The 17,989-nt window shown below is 40.5% G+C and carries 19 protein-coding genes and 4 tRNA genes; 18 read left to right on the forward strand and 5 right to left on the reverse strand.

Translation table 11 applies throughout. The features are described 5' to 3' along the window. Position 1: 1 nt before the first annotated feature. Together ftsH and rsfS are read right to left on the reverse strand one after the other, a co-directional pair. Positions 2–2,071 (reverse strand): ATP-dependent zinc metalloprotease FtsH, encoded by a 2,070-nt coding sequence (ftsH, locus tag CHB71_RS10020; RefSeq protein ID WP_089356773.1) that lies wholly within the window; start codon positions 2,069–2,071, stop codon positions 2–4. Positions 2,072–2,123: 52 nt separating this feature from the next. Beyond that, positions 2,124–2,501: a ribosome silencing factor gene (rsfS, locus tag CHB71_RS10025; RefSeq protein ID WP_089356774.1), complete on the reverse strand. Its 378-nt coding sequence runs from the start codon at positions 2,499–2,501 to the stop codon at positions 2,124–2,126. A 44-nt stretch (positions 2,502–2,545) separates the two neighbouring features. Between rsfS and CHB71_RS10030 the strand changes: the two genes are divergently transcribed. The 6 genes from CHB71_RS10030 (at position 2,546) to nadD (ending at position 7,112) form a co-directional block, all read left to right on the forward strand. Continuing rightward, positions 2,546–3,304, forward strand: a complete 759-nt coding sequence (locus tag CHB71_RS10030) for a biotin--[acetyl-CoA-carboxylase] ligase (RefSeq protein ID WP_221406700.1) — start codon at positions 2,546–2,548, stop codon at positions 3,302–3,304. A 93-nt stretch (positions 3,305–3,397) separates the two neighbouring features. Then, complete coding sequence (gene ahcY, locus CHB71_RS10035; protein ID WP_179213372.1) at positions 3,398–4,705, forward strand: adenosylhomocysteinase; 1,308 nt, start codon at positions 3,398–3,400, stop codon at positions 4,703–4,705. A gap of 283 nt (positions 4,706–4,988) precedes the next feature. Further along, positions 4,989–5,579 (forward strand): sigma-70 family RNA polymerase sigma factor, encoded by a 591-nt coding sequence (locus tag CHB71_RS10040; RefSeq protein ID WP_089356777.1) that lies wholly within the window; start codon positions 4,989–4,991, stop codon positions 5,577–5,579. A gap of 64 nt (positions 5,580–5,643) precedes the next feature. After that, on the forward strand, positions 5,644–5,892 hold the full coding sequence (locus CHB71_RS10045) for an anti-sigma factor (RefSeq protein WP_144017387.1): 249 nt from the start codon (positions 5,644–5,646) through the stop codon (positions 5,890–5,892). 75 nt (positions 5,893–5,967) lie between these two features. Next, the gene (gmk, locus tag CHB71_RS10050) at positions 5,968–6,531 is read left to right on the forward strand and encodes a guanylate kinase (RefSeq protein WP_089356779.1); all 564 of its coding nucleotides are present in this window, start codon (positions 5,968–5,970) and stop codon (positions 6,529–6,531) included. 5 nt (positions 6,532–6,536) lie between these two features. After that, a complete protein-coding gene (gene nadD / locus CHB71_RS10055) occupies positions 6,537–7,112 on the forward strand; it encodes a nicotinate (nicotinamide) nucleotide adenylyltransferase (protein ID WP_089356780.1) in 576 nt (191 codons plus the stop codon). On the opposite strand, the gene frr is transcribed toward nadD, so the two are convergent. The 3 genes from frr to CHB71_RS10070 form a co-directional block, all read right to left on the reverse strand. Next, positions 7,109–7,663, reverse strand: coding sequence for a ribosome recycling factor (gene frr, locus CHB71_RS10060; RefSeq protein WP_089356781.1), 555 nt, complete (start codon positions 7,661–7,663; stop codon positions 7,109–7,111). The genes nadD and frr overlap by 4 nt on opposite strands. 20 nt (positions 7,664–7,683) lie before the next feature. Next, complete coding sequence (gene pyrH, locus CHB71_RS10065; RefSeq protein ID WP_089356782.1) at positions 7,684–8,388, reverse strand: UMP kinase; 705 nt, start codon at positions 8,386–8,388, stop codon at positions 7,684–7,686. Between the two features lie 69 nt (positions 8,389–8,457). Continuing rightward, positions 8,458–8,952: an acetyl-CoA carboxylase biotin carboxyl carrier protein subunit gene (locus CHB71_RS10070; protein ID WP_089356783.1), complete on the reverse strand. Its 495-nt coding sequence runs from the start codon at positions 8,950–8,952 to the stop codon at positions 8,458–8,460. Between the two features lie 156 nt (positions 8,953–9,108). Between CHB71_RS10070 and CHB71_RS10075 the strand changes: the two genes are divergently transcribed. The 12 genes from CHB71_RS10075 to rpoB all read left to right on the forward strand — a co-directional run bounded on the left by CHB71_RS10075 (position 9,109) and on the right by rpoB (position 17,931). Then, positions 9,109–9,194: transfer RNA gene (locus CHB71_RS10075), tRNA-Tyr, on the forward strand. Between the two features lie 8 nt (positions 9,195–9,202). Next, positions 9,203–9,275: transfer RNA gene (locus tag CHB71_RS10080), tRNA-Gly, on the forward strand. Between the two features lie 253 nt (positions 9,276–9,528). After that, positions 9,529–9,600 (forward strand) — tRNA-Thr (locus tag CHB71_RS10085). A 68-nt stretch (positions 9,601–9,668) separates the two neighbouring features. Then, positions 9,669–10,856 (forward strand): elongation factor Tu, encoded by a 1,188-nt coding sequence (gene tuf, locus CHB71_RS10090; RefSeq protein ID WP_089356784.1) that lies wholly within the window; start codon positions 9,669–9,671, stop codon positions 10,854–10,856. A 95-nt stretch (positions 10,857–10,951) separates the two neighbouring features. Further along, positions 10,952–11,024 (forward strand) — tRNA-Trp (locus CHB71_RS10095). An 18-nt stretch (positions 11,025–11,042) separates the two neighbouring features. Then, on the forward strand, positions 11,043–11,234 hold the full coding sequence (gene secE / locus CHB71_RS10100) for a preprotein translocase subunit SecE (protein WP_089356785.1): 192 nt from the start codon (positions 11,043–11,045) through the stop codon (positions 11,232–11,234). A gap of 15 nt (positions 11,235–11,249) precedes the next feature. Then, positions 11,250–11,813, forward strand: a complete 564-nt coding sequence (gene nusG / locus CHB71_RS10105) for a transcription termination/antitermination protein NusG (RefSeq protein ID WP_089356786.1) — start codon at positions 11,250–11,252, stop codon at positions 11,811–11,813. Between the two features lie 12 nt (positions 11,814–11,825). Further along, on the forward strand, positions 11,826–12,269 hold the full coding sequence (rplK, locus tag CHB71_RS10110; RefSeq protein WP_089356787.1) for a 50S ribosomal protein L11: 444 nt from the start codon (positions 11,826–11,828) through the stop codon (positions 12,267–12,269). A 9-nt stretch (positions 12,270–12,278) separates the two neighbouring features. Further along, on the forward strand, positions 12,279–12,977 hold the full coding sequence (gene rplA, locus CHB71_RS10115; protein ID WP_089356788.1) for a 50S ribosomal protein L1: 699 nt from the start codon (positions 12,279–12,281) through the stop codon (positions 12,975–12,977). A 5-nt stretch (positions 12,978–12,982) separates the two neighbouring features. After that, positions 12,983–13,513, forward strand: a complete 531-nt coding sequence (gene rplJ, locus CHB71_RS10120) for a 50S ribosomal protein L10 (protein ID WP_089356789.1) — start codon at positions 12,983–12,985, stop codon at positions 13,511–13,513. Between the two features lie 31 nt (positions 13,514–13,544). Next, positions 13,545–13,928: a 50S ribosomal protein L7/L12 gene (gene rplL / locus CHB71_RS10125; protein ID WP_089356790.1), complete on the forward strand. Its 384-nt coding sequence runs from the start codon at positions 13,545–13,547 to the stop codon at positions 13,926–13,928. Positions 13,929–14,061: 133 nt separating this feature from the next. Continuing rightward, a complete protein-coding gene (gene rpoB / locus CHB71_RS10130) occupies positions 14,062–17,931 on the forward strand; it encodes a DNA-directed RNA polymerase subunit beta (RefSeq protein ID WP_089356791.1) in 3,870 nt (1,289 codons plus the stop codon). The last annotated feature ends 58 nt before the right edge of the window (positions 17,932–17,989 follow it).

A 17,989-nucleotide genomic window follows, 5' to 3' on the forward strand; every position in this document is an offset into this window, starting at 1 on the left:
CCTATTCACCTTTGTCAGCCGTAGATTCTTCTTTTTCTACCGCTTCTTTCACGTCACTTTTAACCTTGTCTATATCTTTTGAATCGTCTTCTTTCTTCTTCTTTTTTTCTTTCTTCTCCTTCTCATCAACTCCATTTGTGAAAGCGTCATAAGTTGTTGGAGTCTTGAAAGGACGCTTGCCTATTAGCCCTTCTAAATCAGCCTGGAAGATTATCTCACGCTCAAGTAGCTCCTGAGCAAGTATTTCAAGTTCTTTCTTCTTAGATAATAGAAGCTCCTTCGTTCTTACATATGCCTTATCAATCAAGGCTTTTACTTCTTTATCAATCAACTCAGCTGTTGCGTCTGAATATGGTTTAGTGAAATTGTAATCAGATTGTTTTGAGTCATAAAATGAAACGTTACCAATCTTATCATTCATGCCATAAATACTAACGATGCTATAAGCCAGTTTAGTAATTCGTTCAAGATCGCTTAATGCACCCGTCGAAATCTTACCAAAGATGATATCCTCAGCAGCTCTACCTCCAAGCGCCATACACATCTCATCAAACAATTGCTCTGTTTGGTACAAAAACTGTTCTTTTGGAAGGTACTGGGCATATCCTAGAGCTGCGACTCCTCTTGGCACAATACTTACCTTAACCAATGGATCAGCATGTTCCAGAAACCAACCCGCAACGGCATGGCCGGCTTCATGGTAGGCAACAATTTTCTTCTCTTCAGGGGATATTAGTTTGTTCTTTTTCTCCAGTCCACCAATAACTCTATCGATGGCGTCCTGGAAGTCAGTCATATCGACCTTATCTTTATTCTTTCTTGCCGCAATCAATGCTGCTTCATTACAAACGTTAGCAATTTCCGCTCCTGCAAATCCGGGAGTTTGAGCAGCTAATTTTTTGGTATCTACATCCTTTGATATCTGGATGGGTTTGATGTGTACTTTGAAAATAGCTTCCCTTCCAATGATATCCGGCTTATCAATACTGATTTGTCTGTCAAAACGTCCTGGCCTCAATAGTGCAGAGTCCAAAACATCCGGACGGTTAGTAGCGGCCAAAATGATTACACCCACATCTGTAGAGAATCCATCCATCTCAACAAGAAGCGAGTTTAGTGTATTCTCTCGTTCATCATTAGATCCGGGCATTTGACCTCTTCCTCTGGATCGGCCAATTGCATCAATCTCATCAATGAAAACAATACATGGTGCTTTCTCCTTGGCTTGCTTAAATAGGTCACGAACTCGAGCCGCACCCACTCCTACGAACATTTCCACGAAATCAGAGCCTGACAATGTGAAGAATGGCACTGCAGCCTCACCAGCTACAGCTTTCGCTAATAATGTCTTGCCTGTTCCTGGAGGGCCTACAAGTAAGGCGCCTTTTGGTATTTTGCCACCTAGCTTTGTAAATTTTTCGGGACTTTTAAGAAACTCAACAATTTCCCGAATTTCCTCTTTAGCTTCTTCAAGACCAGCAGCATCTGAAAAAGTGATCTTTACTTTATTCTGCGCGTCAAATAAAGAAGCTCTGGATTTTCCAATGTTGAATATTTGTCCACCAGGACCACCACCTCCGGTCATACGACGCATAAGGAACCAAAAACCAAAAATCAATAGAATCAGGAATCCCCAGTTAAAGAAGATGTTTTGGTAGTCACTTCTTTCGGTGATTTGATAATCAAATCGCTGATCTTCAGGAATATTAGCCATTAACTCCTCATAGTCACGCACAAATTTCTCTATGCTGACAATCTCAACTTTATAGTGAGGTCCACCACCAGCATCAAGAATGCTGCGGTTTTGCTCCAGCTCAATTTTGTATTTGGTATTACTTAATGCCTCTGGCTTTAAGGTTACCTCAATAAAATCTTGATTTTTTATAAGTACAACTTTTTGCACATCGTTAGATTTCACCATTTTCTCAAACGACCTGAAAGTGGTAGTCACCGCTCCACTATCATTTGAAAATAAGGTGATACCAATTACTAATGCGAGTAGTCCACCAATTAGCCAACCTTGAAATCCTGGGCGTGGTTTTGGTGCGTCTTTTCTTTTCTTATCGGGCATGCTTTTGTTCCTTCTGTAAAATTTTTTGTTTAGCTAACGAGGTGACTGAGTATTAGTTCTCTTCAATGCGAGTAATTTTCGCATCTCCCCACAGTTCCTCCAATCCGTAAAATCTTCTTTTTTCTTTATTAAAAATATGTGCCACCACGTCTACATAATCCAGCAATATCCACTCTTTGTTTTGCTGTCCTTCACGTTTCCATGGGTTTTGCTTCGATTGTTTATGTATCTGTTCTTCAATGGAGTCTGAGATTGCATCAATTTGTGTGTCAGAATTTCCGCTGCATATTACAAAATAGTCTGCAATTGCGTGCTTTACGTCTCGCAGATCCATCACAACAACGTCTATGCCTTTTTTGTCTAACATCCCGTCTACAACCCATTCACTCAATATTTCAGAACTGACGTCTTTACTTACCTGCTGATTCACTAATAGATTCGAATTAATTTTGCCGCAAATTTACATTAATTCTATTGCATAAAATCTTTGCCAAACCCTTATTCTTAGGTAAAAAAGTGGATTTCCTGCCACAATGTCACTCTACTAATGATGAACTACTCTTATTGGTAAAAAATTCCGTGGTGCAGGAAGGTTCTGTGATTTATACGGATCATCAGCTAAAAGGTAGAGGCCAGCGTGGTAATGTTTGGTTTGATGAGCTTGGTAAAAATGTGTTGATGTCGATCCTGCTGCGCCCCAAATTTCTAAGCCCAACGAAACAATTTTATCTTAACCTGATAACAGGTTTAGCGATTGTGGATGTACTAGGGGAAGTTCTAGAGGGAAAAGTAGAATTGAAATGGCCAAATGATGTTTACGTTAATGATAGAAAGATTGCAGGGATACTAATAGAAAGTAATTTGCGAGGGACTTCATTGGAATCGGCAGTAATAGGGATTGGATTAAATGTTAATCAGAGTGGGTTCAATATGCACGGTGCAACATCTCTTTCGCTAGAAAGTGGAAAACACCATGATCGGTTTAAGTTAATGGAGTTGGTAGTTGCGCAATTAGAAAAATGGTATTTAAAATTAAAGGGAAGTAATTATGAAGTTATTCTTGAAAGCTACCATGACCTGTTAATGTGGAGGGGAGAGCTTCATGCATTTAAAGGAGTTGCGGGTACATTTAAAGGAGAAATAGTGGGTATCAATCAGCATGGAAACCTCGCTATAAATGTTGATGGAAAATTGCAATACTTTGGTCTTAAGGAAGTCGAATTTATCAATTAATACACCCTTGTTCAGGTTCATGAACCTTTATGATCAATGATGGTTATATCTTTGCACTTCAAAAAAAGAATCAATTCTGAAACTAGATAAATAATGAGCGTTACGACAGAAAAATTTAAAGTAAAAGACATTGCCCTTGCAGACTGGGGGAGAAAGGAAATTGAACTTGCAGAAGCGGAGATGCCCGGATTGATGGCATTGCGAGAAGAATATGGAAAAGACAAGCCTTTGGCCGGTGCAAGAATTGCTGGATGTCTTCACATGACCATCCAGACTGCTGTTTTGATTGAAACACTTGTCGAGCTTGGAGCGGATGTGACATGGTCCTCATGTAATATTTTCTCAACACAGGATCACGCTGCAGCAGCTATAGCTAAATCTGGTGTTCCGGTATATGCATGGAAAGGCATGAATGATGAGGAGTTTGATTGGTGCATCGAGCAAACGCTATTCGCTTTTGAAGATGGCAAACCATTAAACATGATTCTTGATGATGGGGGAGACCTGACAAATATGGTTTTGGATAGATATCCAGAACTTGTAAAAGATATTAGAGGACTTTCGGAAGAGACTACTACAGGAGTTCATAGATTATACGAGCGAATGAAGAATGGCACACTTCCAATGCCTGCTATCAACGTGAATGACTCGGTAACCAAGTCAAAATTTGACAACAAATACGGCTGTAAAGAGTCGCTAGTAGATGCGATTAGGAGAGCAACTGACGTGATGCTTGCTGGAAAAGTAGCTGTTGTTGCTGGATATGGCGATGTTGGAAAAGGTTCTGCTGCCTCACTCAGAGGTGCGGGTGTACGTGTGATCGTTACTGAAATTGATCCAATCTGCGCACTTCAGGCTGCTATGGATGGATACGAAGTAAAGAAAATGTCTGATTCAGTTTCAAGAGCAGACATTGTAGTTACTGCTACCGGTAATAAAGACATTATCAGAGGTGAGCACTTCGAAAAAATGAAGGACAAAGCAATCGTTTGTAATATTGGTCACTTCGATAACGAAATTGACATGGCGTGGCTGAAGAAAAACCACGGAAACACGCATGTGGAAATCAAACCTCAGGTTGATCTATACAATGTGAACGGAAATGACATAATTGTCCTGGCCGAAGGTCGATTGGTAAACCTTGGCTGTGCAACTGGTCACCCATCATTTGTAATGTCCAACTCTTTCACAAACCAGACTTTAGCTCAACTAGAGTTGTGGCAAAACCACGAGAAGTATGATAACGCAGTTTACATGCTTCCAAAACACTTGGATGAAAAAGTAGCGGCTTTGCATTTGGCCAAGATTGGCGTTGAATTGGATACGCTTTCAAAAGATCAGGCTGATTACATAGGTGTGGAGGCTGAAGGACCTTTCAAACCTGAGTATTACAGATACTAATGATTTTTAAATCATATTATTGAAAGGATTCTTCCTAAAAGGAGAATCCTTTTTTTGTTTCCACCCCTAATACACGCCGTTATGGCAGGTTTCTTTGAATGGCAGGGTTTTGGTGGTTTTTAACCTAAACAAGCTCGTTTTAAACCATAAGATTGTCAGATATATAACAATTCGTTGGTTTAAGAGTTGCTTAAATAGAGATTCAAAAAAGTTTGAACTTATTTAGAACTAATCTAAATCAGGCACGTATATTGATGTACATACACATAAAATGTGAAGAGAAATGACCAATCAAGTAGATACTCCAGTTAAAAGAACATATTCTGAAGCTAAAAAAGTGCGAGTCTTCGATGGGGAATTTATGCCTCACGTAGATTCAATGTACAATTTTGCTTACCGTCTCACCTTCGATGAGGATGATGCAAAAGATCTAGTTCAGGACACATACATGAAAGCGTTTCGCTTTATCAATTCTTTTCAGGAAGGAACCAATGCTAAAGCATGGTTGTACAGAATCCTAAAGAATAGCTTCATCAATGATTACAGGAAAAAGAGTAAGCAACCTGCTAAGGTAGATTATCAGGAAGTAGAGCAATTCTACAACTCTGAAGATACACCTAGTACAGCAACTGTTGATTTGCGCCTTGAAACAACCAAGGACATGATTGGAGATGAAATCAGCAATGCGCTGAACTCCTTGGCAGTCGATTTCAGAACGGTAGTAATCTTGTGTGATCTTGAAGGGTTCACCTATGAAGAAATGGCGAAAATCTTGGACATTCCCATTGGTACCGTTCGGTCAAGATTACACAGAGCAAGAAACTTGCTTAGAGAAAAGTTAGGTTCTTATGCAATGTCTATGGGGTACAATTGATTTAGGAACTTTTTTCCTGATCTTTCCATTTCATACTCGAACACCAAAAACAACATGCTAAGAAATGTCAGATTGTCCCGATTGTGGTTGCAGTGATTTTGATAAGTGCCTGAGGATATTAAACCTGATGTTGGATAATGAAGCCACCCCCAATCAGGAAGAGTTTTTTTACGGACACATCGAGAAATGTATGGTTTGCTTTGCTCATTACAATGTAGAAAAGCAGATCAGGCAACTTTTAAAAAGTAAGCTTAATAATAAGGAAGTGCCAAATGCTTTGGCAGAAGAAATCAGGCGGAAGATTGTTTCCTGAAAGAAAAAACCTTGATTTCAGAATGTTCCACAAAGAATAATTGCCCCCCGAATCTTTCGGGTTTAATTTCGCGTGATGGAAGGAAAGGCCATCATATTTTCGGCACCATCAGGTGCCGGTAAGACCACCATCGTACACAGCCTGCTCGACAGAATTCCAAACCTGCGCTTTTCCATTTCAGCCACGACACGCGCAAAGCGCACAACAGAAATCGATGGTCGAGATTATTACTTCCTAGCAATCGAAGAGTTTAAGCAAAAACAATCCAATGGAGAATTATTGGAATGGGAGGAAGTGTATACCGATACATTTTATGGTACGCTTCGCTCTGAGGTAGAGCGACTTTGGGAAGAGGGCAACCATGTGATTTTTGATGTGGATGTAAAAGGAGGTAAAAAGCTCAAGAAAATTTTGGGCAGCAAGGCTCTTTCAATATTCGTAAAAGTTAAAGGTGAAGAGGTATTACGTGATCGGTTGAAAATGCGAAATACAGAAAGTGAAGAAACGCTTTCAAAGCGCATTAACAAAGCGGCAGAAGAAATGAAGGAAGAGGTTTATTTTGATGAGGTAATCCTTAATGATAATTTAGATATCGCCATTGATTCTGCAGAAAGCATTGTGAAAGCATTTATAAAATAAGCGACATGGAGGTAGGTCTCTTTTTTGGATCTTTCAATCCCATACATACAGGTCATATGATCATTGCAAATCTGGTGAAAGAAACAACCAGCGTGGAAGAGGTGTGGTTTATTGTAAGTCCACAAAATCCATTTAAGAAGAATAAAAATTTACTCCACGAATTCGATCGATTAGATTTGGTTAACGCGGCTATTGCCGATGATTATAAGTTTCGCTCCAGCGATGTAGAGTTTAATATGCCGCGCCCAAGCTATACGATAGACACACTGACGGTCCTTCAGGAAAAGCATCCTGATAAAACATTCCGTTTGATCATAGGAGGGGACAACCTGGCCTCATTTCCAAAGTGGAAAAATCACGATAAAATACTAGAGCACTTTGGTCTAATAGTTTATCCAAGACCAAATGCGAAACCTACTGATTTAATCAATCATAAAAGTATACAGATGATTGATGCACCTGAGGTAGACATCTCAGCCACACTCATCCGAAAGTTGATCAAGGAAGGAAAGTCAATAAATTATCTGGTGCCGGAACCAGTAGCAGGATTAATTAGGAGTAAAGGTTTTTTTCAGGACTAAACAGTCATAATATCTTTCTCCTTGCTCTCAACCAAGGTGTCAATCTTATTTGTGTAGGTGTCCGTTAGCTTTTGTACATCATCTTCGGCACCTTTAATCAAATCTTCAGAAACACCATCCAACTTTTTCAGAGAGTCATTAGTATCCTTTCGTGCATTTCGAATACTGATTTTTCCTTTTTCAGCTTCAGCCTTCACTTGCTTCATAAGTTGAAGTCTTCTTTCTTCAGTAAGAGGAGGTATGTTTATGCGAATTTGTTCACCATCATTCTGCGGGTTGAATCCGAGATTACTGTTAATGATTGCACGCTCTATTTCCTGAAGCATCGTTTTCTCCCATGGTTTTACGCTCAGAGTTCTTGCGTCAGGGGTAGTTACTCCAGCCACCTGATTCAATGGAGTCATTGTGCCATAGTATTCTACCTCTACTCCGTCCAGCATGCTTGGCATTGCTTTCCCAGCTCGAATTTTAGAAAACTCAGTAATCGTATGAGAAACCGCCCCTTCCATCATCTCTTTCGCAGTGTCAAGATATATTTCTATTTCTTCCATGAGTGAAAATTATAATTTTTCTATTGAATAAGTGTTCCTACTTCTTCTCCGGCCACAATTTTCTGCAGGTTGCCTGGGGTATTCATGTCAAATACTATAATTGGGAGATTGTTTTCCTGGCAGAGGGTAAAAGCTGTCATGTCCATAATGTTCAGATTTTTCTCATAGGCTTCCTGAAAGGAAATGTTAGAAAATCGTTCGGCATCAGGGTTTTTCTCAGGGTCTTCCGAATACACACCATCCACACGAGTTCCTTTCAAGACTACATCAGCTTCTATTTCAATGGCTCTAAGACTGGCTGTCGAATCTGTTGTGAAATATGGATTGCCAATTCCAGCTCCAAAAATGACTACCCTCCCTTTTTCCAGGTGTCTGATCGCTCGTCTTCTTATAAATGGCTCGCATACCTGCTCCATTTTCAATCCGGACATCAGCCGTGTGTACATCCCCTGTTTTTCAAACATGCTTTGTAGGGCCATGGCATTGATGACCGTAGCAAGCATACCCATATAGTCACCCTGCACACGATCGATCCCGGAAGCTTCAGCTTCTACACCTCTAAATATATTTCCTCCCCCAATAACCACCGCTACTTCAATCCCTTCATTTACTACCTTCTTTATGTCTTCCGCATATTGGGTCAATCGCTTTGAATCAATCCCGTGTTGCTTCTCTCCCATCAGGGCTTCTCCGCTTAGCTTGAGTAGTATTCTTTTGTAGGTCATGCCTTTACTATAATGAGGGTTTTAGATGTTTGATGAAATCGTGCAAATATATATTTATTGTATTCGGAATTACTCGAAAGAAATAAGGACTTGATTTTTTTCCACGTTTTCCTTTTCTGCGATATGAACTTTCGCGACTTTACCTTCCCCGGGTGACTTAATTACATTCTCCATTTTCATAGCCTCTAAGACTAAAAGTTGATCCCCCTCCTTTACTTCATCACCTTGGGCTACAATTATATTTAAGATGGATCCGGGCATAGGTGCTTTCACGTCTTTTACTGCGGCACTTGCAGCTATATTCATTCCCAGTTTATCTAGTATTTGATCAATGTGGTCAGTGATTGAAACTTCGATTAAGTGGTCATTTACTTTAAGTTTCATTTCTTTTCCCACTCTTTCTACCACATCTACTCGAAAAATTTTATTGGATTTAAAAACTTTGAAAGAGCTATCATCAATTTTTATGACCTCCCCATCAAACAGCTTATCGTTGAGATAAACCCCGTCTTTTTTATTTTGAACCTTGATTTTGTCAGTATCTCCTGCCTTGATTTCAATCATAGAAATGGTATTTATTTTTTGGCTTGTCAAAATTATGAATTGCAATAGACTTTTTATCTAAAAATGAAATTTGATTAGTCCAAAAAACCATATACTTTTGCAATCCTTTTTCTGGAAAGCATCTGGAAAAAGTAGTTCTTAAAAGTGTTTTAAAAAGGGGAGATACTCAAGCGGCCAACGAGGACAGACTGTAAATCTGTTGGTGTATTCCTTCGCAGGTTCGAATCCTGCTCTCCCCACCATTTTTTAAGCGGGTGTAGCTCAGTTGGTAGAGCGACAGCCTTCCAAGCTGTAGGTCGCGGGTTCGAGCCTCGTCACCCGCTCAAATGTCGAAAAAGTTCGACATTGAGCAATCAGATGAGATCATTAGATTTCATTTGAACGTTATTGTAAAATTGAAAGTGGGTGTAGCTCAATTAGTAGACATACAGTTCGTTCCATTACGGCTTCCAAGCTGTAGGTCGCGGCGGTTCGTCGCTACGATTCGAGCCTCGTCACCCGCTCAAATCTTCCGAGTAATCGGGAGTCTTTGAGCTCTTTGGTTCAAAAAGCTGGACTTAGAGAGTTTAGTGATTAGCCGATGTAGCTCAGGGGTAGAGCGTTTCCTTGGTAAGGAAGAGGTCAGGGGTTCAAATCCCCTCATTGGCTCTTATTCAAGGATTAGAATTAGAAAATAGAGTAATAACAATAAATTAAACAAACGAGGATTATCAAGCATGGCTAAAGAAACCTTTGATCGTTCGAAACCACACGTAAATATTGGTACAATCGGACACGTTGACCATGGTAAAACAACTTTAACGGCAGCAATTTCTGCAGTACTTGCAGGTAAAGGACTCGCTACAGCTAGCGATTTCTCAGCAATTGACAATGCCCCTGAGGAAAAAGAAAGAGGAATTACCATTAACAGTTCACACATTGAGTATCAGACTGAAAAACGTCACTATGCTCATGTTGACTGTCCTGGTCACGCGGATTATGTAAAGAACATGGTTACAGGAGCTGCTCAGATGGACGGAGCTATCATCGTGGTAGCTGCTACTGATGGACCTATGCCACAAACAAGAGAGCACATCCTTCTTTCAAGACAGGTAGGTGTACCCGCATTGGTTGTGTTCATGAACAAAGTTGACTTAGTAGATGATCCTGAACTACTTGAGCTAGTAGAAATGGAAATCAGAGAGCTACTTTCTGATTACGACTTCCCAGGTGATGACATTCCTGTAATCCAGGGCTCTGCACTTGGTGGACTTAACGGGGACGCTAAGTGGGTTGGAAAAATTGAAGAGTTGATGGATGCTGTAGATGAGCACATTCCTCTTCCAGAAAGAGCTGTAGACAAAGATTTCTTGATGCCAGTTGAGGACGTATTCTCAATTACAGGTCGAGGAACTGTTGCGACTGGTAGAATCGAAAGAGGAGTTATCAACTCGGGCGATGGTGTTGATATCATCGGAATGGGTGCTGAAGGACTAAAGTCTACAATCACTGGTGTAGAGATGTTCCGTAAGATTCTAGACAGAGGTGAAGCCGGTGATAACGTTGGTCTTCTTTTAAGAGGTATTGAAAAAGACCAAATTAAGAGAGGAATGATTATCTGTAAGCCAGGATCAGTAACTCCTCACGCTCACTTCAAAGCAGAGGTTTACGTTCTGTCAAAAGAAGAAGGTGGACGTCACACTCCATTCTTCAACAAGTATAGACCTCAGTTCTACTTGAGAACTACAGATGTAACTGGAGAAATCATGCTTCCTGAAAACGTTGAAATGGTAATGCCAGGTGATAACGTTACAATAGAAGTAAACTTGATTAGCCCTGTTGCGCTAGAGCAAGGATTGCGATTTGCAATTAGAGAAGGTGGACGAACTGTAGGTTCTGGTCAGGTAACTGAAATTCTTGATTAATAAATAGTTATCCCGATATACACTAGTATGTCGGGATTTGTTTATACAAACTGATTACTCTAAATTTGCAGTCCTTTTGGGACTGCTTGTTTTTTACGGGTGTAGCTCAATTGGTAGAGTAGTGGTCTCCAAAACCATTGGTTGGGGGTTCGAGTCCCTCCTCCCGTGCTAAAATGAAGGAAAATTATGTCTAAAGTTATCACTTTTTTCAAAGAGTCATATGATGAGCTGGCACATAAAGTGTCTTGGCCAAAATATGGCGATTTGCAAAACAGCGCCGTTTTGGTGCTAGTAGCGTCATTGATCTTTGCACTGATGATAGGAGCAATAGACTATGCCTTCGAAAATTTAATGGAATTTATTTACCAGGAACTATAATACGTACGGGACAGGATGGAGCATAAGTGGTACGTAGTAAGAGCCGTTAGTGGCAAGGAAAAGAAAGTCAAAGAAGCTATTGAGAACGAGGTAGTTCGTCAGGAGCTTTCAGACTATATCCCTCAGGTACTTATCCCTTCGGAGAAAGTATATGAGATGCGTAACGGCAAAAAAAGAGTAAGAGAAAGAAACTTCTTTCCAGGGTATGTATTGATCCAAGCAGACTTCTCCAATGGTGAGGTACAGCACCTGGTTACGAATAAAGAGCTAATTCCGAATGTGATCGGCTTTCTAGGATCCACCGGAAGTAGCACAACAAAAGATCCAATTCCTTTGAGACAAGCTGAGGTCAATAGAATCCTTGGTAAAGTAGATGAGGTTGAGGAGTATGAAGAGAAGCTTGATACCCCATTCATAGTGGGTGAAAGTGTGAAAGTGATGGACGGTCCCTTTAGTGGCTTCACGGGTACAGTAGAGGAGGTATTTGAGGATCGTAAGAAGCTTAATGTTACGGTTAAGATTTTTGGCAGAAATACACCTGTCGAATTGAATTATATACAGGTAGAAAAAGAAGATTAATAAGGTAAAAAAATGGCTAAAGAAATAACAGGCTATTTGAAATTACAGATTCGTGGAGGTGCGGCTAATCCGTCACCACCGGTAGGACCTGCGCTTGGTGCTAAGGGTCTGAATATCATGGACTTCTGTAAGCAATTTAACGCAAGAACTCAGGATAAGCCAGGACAGCTTCTTCCGGTTGTTGTTACTATATATGCTGACAAGTCTTTTGACTTTGTAATTAAAACACCTCCGGCTGCAGCTCTATTAATGGAGGCAGCTAAGTTGAAGAAAGGATCTTCCGAGCCAAACCGTGTGAAAGTAGGTTCTGTATCATGGGATCAGGTAAAAACAATTGCCGAAACCAAGATGCCGGATTTGAATGCATTCAATATTGAGGCTGCTATGAGAGTGGTAGCTGGTACTGCAAGAAGCATGGGTGTGAAAATTTCAGGTAAAGCCCCTTGGGCAAATTAATATTTGGTAATGGGAAAGCTTACAAAAAATCAAAAGAAAGCTCAGGAACTGTTAGAGGTTGGGAAAGAGTATTCTTTGGAGGAAGCGTCAAAGCTTGTAAAGGATATCACTTTTGCAAAATTTGATTCTTCTGTAGATATCGACATCCGTTTGGGTGTAGATCCAAAGAAAGCTGACCAGATGGTCCGTGGAGTAGTGTCACTTCCTCATGGCGTAGGAAAAGACGTGAAGGTTTTGGTGCTATGCACACCTGATAAAGAGCAAGAAGCAAAAGATGCTGGTGCTGATCATGTTGGATTGGATGATTACGTGAAGAAGATCGAAGGAGGATGGACAGATATTGATGTAATTATCACAATGCCTACTGTGATGGCACAAGTAGGTAAACTCGGACGGGTTCTAGGACCTAGAGGTTTGATGCCTAATCCAAAGTCTGGAACAGTGACAATGGATATCGGACAGGCAGTAAAAGAAGTGAAAGCTGGTAAGATTGACTTTAAAGTAGACAAGTTTGGAATTATCCATACGAGTGTAGGAAAAGTTTCCTTCGATGCAGATAAGATCAAGGACAATGTCTTAGAGATGGTTCAGACTGTTTCTAAACTGAAGCCTGCATCTGCGAAGGGAACATATTTCAGGTCGATCACGCTATCATCAACGATGAGTAGCGGCATAGCAATTGATAAAAGTAGCATAGCGAATATTTAATAGTTATGACACGACAAGACAAAGCACAACTAATAAGTGACCTTACTGAAAAGTTAAAGGAAACAGATCATTTCTATATAGCTGACACTTCTGGACTCACAGTAGCTCAGATCAATAAGTTTAGAGAAATGTGCTTCAATAAAGGAGTTGAATATAAGCTTGTGAAAAACACGCTTATCAAGAAGGCCCTTGAGAATGTAGATGGAGATTATTCGTCTTTAGACGAAGTGTTGAAGGGTACATCTGGCATTATGTTCGTAAACGAAACTGCCAATGCTCCTGCGAAGATTATCAAAGAATTCAAAAAAGCGGATTCTAACGATAGACCGAAATTCAAGGCTGCTTCCATAGACTCGGATTTATTTATTGGTGAAGATCAACTAGGCGCACTTGCTAGCTTGAAATCTAAGCAAGAGCTTATTGGCGATATCGTCACCCTATTGCAATCACCTGCTAAGAATGTACTTACTCTACTTCAGAGTGGAGAGCACAAGCTTGCTGGTATTGTTAAAACACTTTCAGAAAGAGAGAATTAAAAATTTTTAAACAGAATTAACACTTAATAAAATGGCGGATTTAAAAGAATTTGCAGAGCAATTAGTTAACCTTTCAGTTAAAGAGGTAAACGAACTAGCTAATATCCTTAAAGACGAGTATGGCATTGAGCCTGCTGCAGCTGCTGGACCTGTTATGGTTGCTGGTGCTGCTGGTGGCGATGGTGAAGGTGGAGCTGAAGAGAAATCTTCATTCGACGTGATCCTTAAAGCTCCAGGTGGTGCAAAACTTGCGATCGTTAAGTTAGTGAAAGAACTTACTGGACTAGGCCTTAAAGAAGCAAAAGAGCTTGTTGACGGTGCTCCTAAGCCAGTGAAAGAAGGAATCGCTAAGGACGAAGCTGAAGCATTGAAAAAGCAGCTTGAAGAAGCTGGTGCTGAAGTAGAATTAAAGTAATTAGCACATAATACCAAAGGTTTAGGCCTGGCTCCCTCCCGAAATTTTCGGGATCAGGGATCAGGTCTTTTCCTGTTTGTATATGATGCTAAACGTTCTTTTTCAATTTTTATAAACTAAAACTCCGTAAGCTTTGGCTAACAACAATAACGCGAGAATTAACTTCTCCTCAATAAAATCAGTTATTGATTATCCGGATTTCCTGGATGTACAATTAAAGTCATTTGTTGATTTTTTCCAGCTTGACACACCCGCTGAGCATAAAGAAGGTGAAGGCCTTTACAAGGTGTTTATGGAAAACTTTCCAATCACGGATTCCAGAGAGAACTTCGTATTGGAGTTTGTGGACTATACAGTAGATCCTCCAAAATACAGCATTCAAGAGTGTATTGAAAGAGGATTGACGTACTCAGTTCCACTAAAAGCAAAACTTCGTCTGCTTTGTAACGACGAAGAAAATGAAGAATTTGAAACGATCGAGCAAGAGGTATTCCTTGGGAATATCCCGTATATGACGGAAAAAGGCTCATTCGTAATCAATGGTGCTGAGCGTGTAATTGTTTCACAGCTACACAGATCACCAGGTGTGTTCTTTGCTCAAAGCAAGCACACAAATGGTACGCTTTTATATAGTGCCAGAATTATTCCATTCAAGGGGTCTTGGATTGAATTTGCTACAGACGTTAACAACGTGATGTATGCATACATTGATCGTAAGAAAAAGTTTCCTATTACGACACTTTTAAGATCTATTGGGTACGGATCTGATAAAGAAATTCTTGATCTTTTCGGTCTTTCAGAAGAAATCGATGCGACTGAAAAGGAACTTAAGAAAGTAATTGATCGAAGACTAGCGGCCAGAGTACTTAGAACCTGGACGGAGGATTTCGTAGATGAAGATACCGGTGAGGTTGTTTCTATTGATAGAAACGAAGTAGTACTTGAGCGTGATAGCATGATCACTGAGGATGATATTGAGACGATTATTGAGTCTGGCTCAAAATCGATCATCATCCACAGAAAAGATGTGAATATTGCTGAATATTCAATCGTTTATAACACACTACAAAAAGATAACTCAAACTCTGAAAAAGAAGCAGTTGAGCAGATTTATCGTCAGTTGAGAAATACGGAGGCTCCTGACGAACAAACTGCGCGTGATATTATCACCAGTTTATTCTTCTCAGATAAGCGATATGATCTTGGAGAAGTAGGACGATACAGAATCAATAAGAAATTAGGTATTGATACCGATTGGGATCGAAGAGTATTATCAACAGAAGACATTATTCTGATTGTAAAATACTTGATCGGTCTGATCAACAGTAAAGCAGTGGTTGATGATATTGACCACTTGAGTAACAGAAGGGTACGAACAGTAGGGGAGCAGCTTTACTCTCAGTTTGGTGTTGGACTTGCGAGAATGGCAAGAACAATCCGAGAGCGAATGAACGTTCGAGACAATGAAGACTTTAAACCGGTTGACTTGATCAACGCGAGAACATTGTCTTCAGTAATCAACTCATTCTTTGGTACAAACCAGCTATCTCAGTTCATGGATCAAACGAATCCACTTGCTGAGGTAACACACAAAAGAAGAATGTCTGCACTAGGGCCAGGTGGTCTCTCAAGAGAAAGAGCAGGTTTCGAGGTTCGAGATGTTCACTACACACACTACGGTAGACTTTGTACCATTGAAACGCCAGAGGGTCCAAACATTGGGCTGATTTCCTCTCTTTGTGTTCACGCAAAAGTGAACCAAATGGGATTCATCGAAACTCCATATAGAGAGGTAGGAAAAGGTACAGTAGATATGTCTGGTAATGTAAAATACCTGACAGCAGAAGAAGAAGATACCCACAACATTGCGCAGGCAAATGCGCCATTGTCTGATAAGGGTAAATTCCTGAATGATAAAATTAAGGCACGATTTGAAGGTGACTTCCCGCTTTGTAGCGAAGAAGAAGTAACCTACATGGATGTAGCTCCTAACCAGATTGTGTCAGTAGCAGCTTCCATGATTCCATTCCTTGAGCACGATGATGCGAACAGGGCATTGATGGGATCAAACATGCAGCGTCAAGCGGTTCCTTTGATGAGACCTCAGGCTCCTATTGTAGGAACAGGTCTTGAAGAGCGAGTAGCGCTTGACTCCAGGGCATTGATCAGAGCAGAAGGCGATGGTGTGATCGAATATGTTGATGCAACGAAGATTACAGTAAAATATGATCTATCTGAAGATCAGCAGGTCATTTCGTTTAATGACGCAGTTGTAACTTATGATTTGGTGAAGTTCAGAAGAACAAACCAGGACACATGTATCAACCTGAAGCCGATCGTTCAAAAAGGAGATAAAGTAAAGCAAGGTCAGGCTCTATGTGATGGATTCGCAACGGAGAAAGGTGAGCTTGCATTGGGTATCAATATGCAGGTGGCCTTCATGCCATGGCAGGGATACAACTTTGAGGATGCAATTGTAATCTCGGAACGAGTAGTACGTGAAGACATCTTCACATCTATTCACATTGATGAATTTGAACTTGAAGTAAGAGATACGAAGCGAGGTGAAGAAGAGCTTACAAGTGAAATTCCAAACGTTTCCGAAGAGGCAGTTAAAAACCTTGACGAAAACGGAATCATTCGAACAGGAGCAGAGATTAAAGAGGGAGACATTCTTATCGGTAAGATCACGCCAAAAGGAGAGTCTGATCCAACGCCGGAAGAAAAACTGCTAAGAGCGATCTTCGGTGATAAAGCTGGTGATGTTAAAGATGCTTCATTGAAAGCTTCTCCTTCATTGAAAGGAGTAGTCATTGACACCAAGCTTTTCTCTCGACCTAAGAAAGATAAAGATGTAAGAGCACGCGCTAAGAAAGAAGTTGAACTACTTAAGAACAAGTACAGTCAGCAGCTTTCTGAGGCAAGAGCGACGATGATCGACAAAATCGCTAAACTTCTTGAAGGCAAAACTTGCCAGGGAATCAAGCACAAGTTTGGTGAAGAGGTAATGAGCAAAGGGGTGAAGTTCTCTAAGAAGAATATCGAAGCGAACCTATTCCCTCCTAAGAATAAGTACAGAGACGAGAGTAATTACAATGTGCCGGAAGAGGCGAATTTGATCTCTGACTTGGTCATTGAGAAGTGGGTAGCTGATGATAAGACCAATGAGCTTGTATTCAAGTTGATTAAAAACTACATCGGTTATAGAAACGATATTTCAGGACACTTCAAGAGAGAAAGATTCACTCTTGAAGTTGGAGATGAACTTCCTGCAGGAATCGTTCAGCTTGCTAAAGTTTATGTAGCTAAGAAGCGTAAACTGCAAGTTGGAGATAAGATGGCAGGTCGTCACGGTAACAAAGGGGTAGTAGCTAAGATTGTTCGGGAAGAAGATATGCCATTCATGGAAGATGGTACACCTGTTGATATTGTACTTAACCCACTTGGTGTACCATCAAGGATGAATATCGGTCAGATTTATGAAACAGTCCTTGGATGGGCTGGATTGAAGATGGGAAGAAAATATGCAACGCCAATTTTTGATGGTGCTTCTGAAGAAGAGGTACAGAAAGAATTGAAAGATGCAGGTCTTCCTGATTTTGGTAGAACCTATCTATATGATGGTTTAACTGGTGAGCGTTTTGATCAGCCGGTGACTGTAGGTGTGATTTACATGCTGAAACTTGGTCACTTGGTAGATGACAAGATGCACGCAAGGAGCATTGGTCCATACTCACTTATTACTCAGCAGCCGCTTGGTGGTAAAGCGCAGTTTGGAGGTCAGCGTTTCGGAGAGATGGAGGTATGGGCACTGGAAGCATTCGGTGCAGCCAACGTGCTTCAGGAAATCCTTACTATCAAATCCGATGATGTAATTGGTAGAGCAAAAGCTTATGAAGCGATCGTGAAAGGCGAGAACATGAATAAGCCGAACATTCCGGAATCATTCAATGTATTGATACATGAATTGAGAGGATTGGCTCTTGAAATTACTTTGGACTAATTAATTATTGACAATCATTCCCTGACCGTAAGCGTCAGGGGCTTTATTGATATACAAC

The sequence above is a fragment of the Ekhidna lutea genome (assembly GCF_900188325.1).
Classification (GTDB): Bacteria; Bacteroidota; Bacteroidia; order Cytophagales; family Cyclobacteriaceae; genus Ekhidna; species Ekhidna lutea.